This is a genomic window from uncultured Frigoribacterium sp. (assembly GCF_963515265.1).
GTDB lineage: Bacteria > Actinomycetota > Actinomycetes > Actinomycetales > Microbacteriaceae > Frigoribacterium.
The window spans coordinates 1-5,044 of record NZ_CAUPYL010000186.1 but is presented as its reverse complement, the minus strand read 5'-3'; the positions used below and the strand labels follow the sequence as shown (position 1 = coordinate 5,044).

4 protein-coding genes and 1 pseudogene are annotated in these 5,044 nt (G+C 73.1%); 3 read left to right on the top strand and 2 right to left on the bottom strand.

The genetic code is table 11. The features are described from left to right. The first annotated feature begins 92 nt into the window (after positions 1–92). Together RWM17_RS12135 and RWM17_RS12130 are read left to right on the top strand one after the other, a co-directional pair. The gene (locus tag RWM17_RS12135; protein WP_192041977.1) at positions 93–410 is read left to right on the top strand and encodes a hypothetical protein; all 318 of its coding nucleotides are present in this window, start codon (positions 93–95) and stop codon (positions 408–410) included. Further along, entirely contained in the window at positions 407–1,165 is a 759-nt protein-coding gene (locus tag RWM17_RS12130) for an alpha/beta family hydrolase (protein WP_314104027.1), read from the top strand. The genes RWM17_RS12135 and RWM17_RS12130 overlap by 4 nt, the downstream gene beginning before the upstream one ends. A gap of 40 nt (positions 1,166–1,205) precedes the next feature. Here the strand turns inward: RWM17_RS12130 and RWM17_RS12125 are convergent, their stop codons facing one another. Continuing rightward, complete coding sequence (locus RWM17_RS12125) at positions 1,206–2,264, bottom strand: AI-2E family transporter (RefSeq protein WP_314104025.1); 1,059 nt, start codon at positions 2,262–2,264, stop codon at positions 1,206–1,208. 55 nt (positions 2,265–2,319) lie between these two features. Further along, positions 2,320–4,071, bottom strand: a complete 1,752-nt coding sequence (locus RWM17_RS12120) for a hypothetical protein (protein ID WP_314104023.1) — start codon at positions 4,069–4,071, stop codon at positions 2,320–2,322. A gap of 247 nt (positions 4,072–4,318) precedes the next feature. On the opposite strand from RWM17_RS12120, the pseudogene RWM17_RS12115 reads away from it, so the two are divergent. Further along, positions 4,319–5,044 (top strand): annotated as a pseudogene (locus RWM17_RS12115) (hypothetical protein); the annotation flags it as partial.

The window sequence follows — 5,044 nt, the reverse complement described above, 5'->3', positions numbered from 1 at the left end:
GCCAGCACCGCTGAGCCAGCACCGCTGAGCCAGCACCGCTGAGCCAGCACCGCTGGGTCCTGACCGCTGATCGTCCGGCTACGCTGGAGGGCATGCCCCGCAGCAACCGCCCGCGTCGTCCGCGTGACCGCGCGGAGCGGAACCGTGCAGAAGAGGTCCGTGACGAGCGTGATCTCGCGCGGTCCCTCTTCGGCGGTCCACGGACCGAGACGCGACGTGGGCGTGAGTTCGTCGTGCAGTCGGTGTCCGCGTCCTCGGCGGTCAAGGAGTACACCTGCCCCGGCTGTGCCCTGACGGTCTCCCCGGGCACGCCCCACCTCGTCGTCTGGCGTGCTGACGGGCTCTTCGGCGAGCAGGACGACCTCGCCTCGCGCCGTCACTGGCACACCCACTGCTGGAGGATCTCGTGACCCTGCCTTCTCCCTCGCCCGTGGACGTGCGCGGCGGCGTCGAGCTCCCGGCGCGCCGCTCCGACGTCGAGATCCACACGGCGGACGGGCTCACCCTGGTGGGCGAGCTCGCGTCGCCGCTCGACCGGGACCCGGTCGCCACCCTGGTCACGCTGCATCCTCTCCCGACCGCCGGCGGGTTCATGGACTCGCACGTGATCCGCAAGGCGGCGGCCCGGCTGCCGGCTCTGGCCGACGTGGCCGTCCTCCGCTTCAACTTCCGCGGCGTCTCGTCGCCCCGGGGTCGTTCGGAGGGGTCCTTCGGCGAGGGCGAGGCCGAGGCAGCCGACCTGAGGGCGGCCGTCGCCCTCGTCCAGGGTGCCGGGCTGCCCACGCCGTGGCTGCTCGGCTGGTCGTTCGGCACCGAGGTCGCGCTGAAGCACGGCCGCGGCGTCGACGTCGCGGGGCTCCTCTTGCTCTCCCCGCCCCTGCACCGCACGACGGACGCCGAGCTCGCCTCCTGGAACGACTCCGAGGTGCCGATCGTCGCCGTCGTCCCCGAGCACGACGACTACCTGCAGCCCGAGGAGGCGCGGGCACGGTTCGCCGCCGTGCCCCGCGCCGAGGTCGTCGCGGTCGAGGGCGGCAAGCACCTCTGGGTGGGCGAGAAGCAGACCTCGAGGGTGCTCGACGAGATCGTGCGGCGCGTGGCGCCCGGCGCGCTCCCGCTCTCGACCACGTGGCCTCCCTCGGGGGGCGAGCAGGCCGCCTCCTAGGGGAGCTCCGCCGGGGGCTCGTCCGCCGCAGCTCCTGCCCTCAGCGAGCATCCTGCCGCGGCACGACGACCTGCCGGATGATCAGGAGGATCGAGGCGGCGACCGGGATGGCGATCAGCGCCCCGAGCACGCCCAGCAGCGTGCCGCCGGTGAGCGCGGCGATGACGACGACGACCCCCGGGACCTTGACCGCTCGGCGCATGATGCGAGGGCTGAGGACGTACGCCTCGACCTGCATGTAGACGAGGTACCAGATGGCCGCGGTGACCCAGGTCGCGGGGGAGTCCGGCAGCAGCACGATCTGCGCGAGCACGATGATCGCCGACCCGCTGATGGTGCCGACGAGCGGGATGATCGAGCCGAGGAACGCGATGAAGGCGAAGACCGCCGGCTGCTGCGCCCCTATGGAGCTGAGGAAGACGAAGCTGAGGACGCCGTTGATGGCGGCGAGCGTGAACTGGCCGATCACGTACCGGCCGACCGACTGGCTGATCTGCTCGGCGAGGTCGGCGAACCGCACGCGCTTGGACGCAGGGACGAGCTGGTAGATGCCGGCCTTGAAGGTGTTGATCGACGAGGTGAAGTAGAGCACGAGGATGACCACGACGACCGTGGCGAAGACCCCGTTGCCGATGGCCACGCCCACGGCCAGCACACCGCCGCCGATGGTGACGACGTTGTCGGGGTTCGTGAGGAAGTCGAGTACTGAGTCGAGCGCCTGCTGCACGTCGAAGAAGTTCTGGGGCACGAGCGCCTGGAGGTTGTCGACGAACTCCTGCGTGGTGACGCTCTGCAGGTACGTGACGAGGTTCGTGATGAGCGCGGTGGCCTGGCTGACGATGACGGGCACGATCGCGAAGACCACGCCGACGAAGGCGCCGATCGCGACCGTGAAGACGATGACGATCGCGAGCCAGCGCGGCACCGAGCGGTTCTCCAGCCACGACACGACGGGGTCGAGGCCCAGGGCGATGAAGATCGCGGCCCCCACGTAGGTGAGGATCGTCGACAGCTCGCTGAGGGCGCCCCCGATCACGAGGGCGGCGATGACGCCGAGGCCCGCCAGCAGCCCGAGGCGGAACGGATCGTGGATCTTCACGCGGGCGGCTCCTGTCGACGACCGGTGCGCCGTTCAGCCCGACGCCACCGACTGCCTACTCTGACGCACCCTGCGCCTGCTGGGCCAACACGGCGCGCAGGTTCTCGAGGTACCCCGCGACGGCGTCGCGTTCCTCCCGGATCTCGGCCAGGCGGCGCTCGGCGTCGTCGGTGAGCTCCGCGGACCGGCGCTCGGCGTCGTCGACGAGGCTCGCCGCACGCTGCTCCGCGTTCGTGAGGACGTCGTGGGCCGTCGCGTCGGCCTCCGACCGGACCGTGCGGGCGTGCTCGTGCGACGTGCGCTCCAGCTCGTCCGCCTCGCGGCGCGTCTCGACGGCGCGCTGCCGCGCCTCCTCGAGCTGCCCCGCGGCGTCGTCGAGGTAGCCCTGCGTCTCGGCCACCGCGGCGTGGTGCCGCTGCACCAGCTCACGCTCGGCCTCGTCGCGTCGGGTGCGCAGCTCGACCTCCGCGTCGCTGCGGCGCTCCTCGAGCTCCCGGGCGAGCTCGGCGACGGCGGTCTCGCGGTCGGCGACGAGCCTCGCCTGCTGGGTCGCGGCCTCGGCCGCGAGGCGCACGCGCTGTGCCTCCTCGTCGTCGACGAGCTGCGCCTGGCTCTCGGCCACCTCGGCGTCGAGGTCGGCCCTCGCGTTGACCGTCTCGGCCTCGACGACGGCCCGTGCCTCGCCCGCCTCGCGCTCGAGCCGGTCCCGTTGCTGCTGCACCTCGCGCTCGAGGCGCTCGTGGGTGGCGGCGACCTCGGCGGAGAGGGCGTCACGAGCCGTCGTCAGCTCGTGCTCGAGGTCGGCCCGGGCGGACTCGACCTCCCTCCGCACAGCGAGGCGCGCCTCCTCGACCTCGCGCTCCAGGGCGGCGCGCGTCTGCGCGACGTCCGCGTCGAGCTCTGCCCTGGTCACCGCGACGTGCTCCGCGAGCTCCGCACGGCCGGTGTCGACGTCGTCGTCGAGCTCGGCGCGGGCAGCCTCGACCTCTCGGGCGAGGTCGTCCCGTCGGGTGGCGACCTCGAGCTCGAGATCGGCGCGGGTGGTCTCGTCCAGGCGCGCCAGCTCGGCGCGGACCGTCTCGGACTCGCGGGCGAGGTCGGCGCGCACGCGTTCGTCCTCGGCGACGAACTCGGCTCGTGCCAGCTCGGTGTCCCGTGCCAGCGCCGCGGCGCCGTCACGGGCGTCGGCGACCTCGCGCTCGACCTGGGCCCGCAGCTCGGCGACCTCGCGCTCGGCGGTCGCGTGCAGGGCGGCGACCTCGTGCCGTGCCGTGCTGACGTTCTCGGCCGACTCGGTGGCTGCTGCGCCCCGCATGGCGGAGGAGTCGCGCTGGGCCTCCTGCAGCAGCGAACGCGCCTCGGCACGCGCCCTGGCCACCATGCGGTCGGCCTCGCCGGTGCTCTCGGCGACCTGGGCGGCGGCCCGGCCCCGGGCGTCCTCGAGGAGGGCGTCGGCGCGCTCCCGGGCGTCGGAGAGCACCCGACGTGCCTCGCTCGTCGACGAGGTGCGGAGCTCCTCAGAGTCTATGTCGGCCTTGCTGACGAGGGCGGTCGCCTGCTCCTCCGCGAGCCGGAGGGTCTGCTCGAGCTTGCTGCCCAGGCCGGCGTAGGTGGGCGTGCCGGCCTCCTCGAGCTCCGTCTGCAGGTCGTCGAGGCGCGTCTGGAGCTGCTTGACGGACCCCGCCATCTCGGCACGGTCGGCGTTGGCCTTGATCAGCTCGCGACGGAGGTCGCCGAGGGCCGCGTCGACGTCGTCCTTGCGGTAGCCGCGCAGCTCGGTCCCGAATTCCGTGTCGTCAGCAGCCACCGTGTCTCCTTCGCGTCCGTGGCGGGCACTGCTCACGTGCCCGGCGCGACGATTTTAGCGGCCGGAGGAGGGCGTGACGGTCCGCGAGGAAGGCCGGGGTGCGGCACTCAGGCTGGTCGGATACGCTGAGCCGTCTTAAATACCCGCCGCCGTGCCCGGCCTCCCGGCCAGGCCCGCGCGAGCTCCGTCGGCGTCTGCCGCGGCGCTCCCACCCGACCGGGATGGCGGCACGGAGGGAGAAAACAACGTGCGTTTCATCATCGCTGTCGTCGTCGTCGTGCTCGCGGCGCTGATGGTGGCCCTCGGGTTCGCCCAGCGCACGGTGTTCGCGCCTCCGTCGAGCGTCTCGTCCTCGGTGTCGACCAGCTCCTCCGAGGCGACCGTCACCGTCGTGCCCGCCAGCGCCCTGCACGGGCACGACGGGCGCCAGACCGTCTCGATCGACGGGGCCGACAGCGTCTTCGCCGCCACCGGTCGCACCTCGGACGTGATGGGCTGGGTCGGCGACGCCGACTACAACCTCGTCGAGTGGGACGCGGACGCGGGCGAGCTGACGACCCGAACCGTCGCCGGCGACGAGACGACGGTGCCCGACCCGGCCGACTCCGACCTCTGGTACGACCAGTACAGCGGCAGCCCCCTGACCTTCTCCCTGGACGCGCCCGACGACGTGTCCCTCGTCGTCGTCTCCGACGGGACCGAGCCCGCGCCGGCGGACGTCGCGGTCACCTGGCCCCTCTCGACGGCGACCCCGACCGCCGGCCCCCTGATCGTCGGCGGACTGGTCACGCTCCTGATCGGCGTCCTGCTGTACATCTGGGCGATCGTGCACCACCGCCGGACGCGTGGCCCCCGCCGCACCTCCAGCGACGGCTCGCGCCCCAAGCTCTCCCGGCCGTCCCGCCGCCGCGCGCTCAAGGCGGGGACCCCCGAGTCGATCGACGCCTCGGCGTCGTCCGGCGCGCGTCGCGGC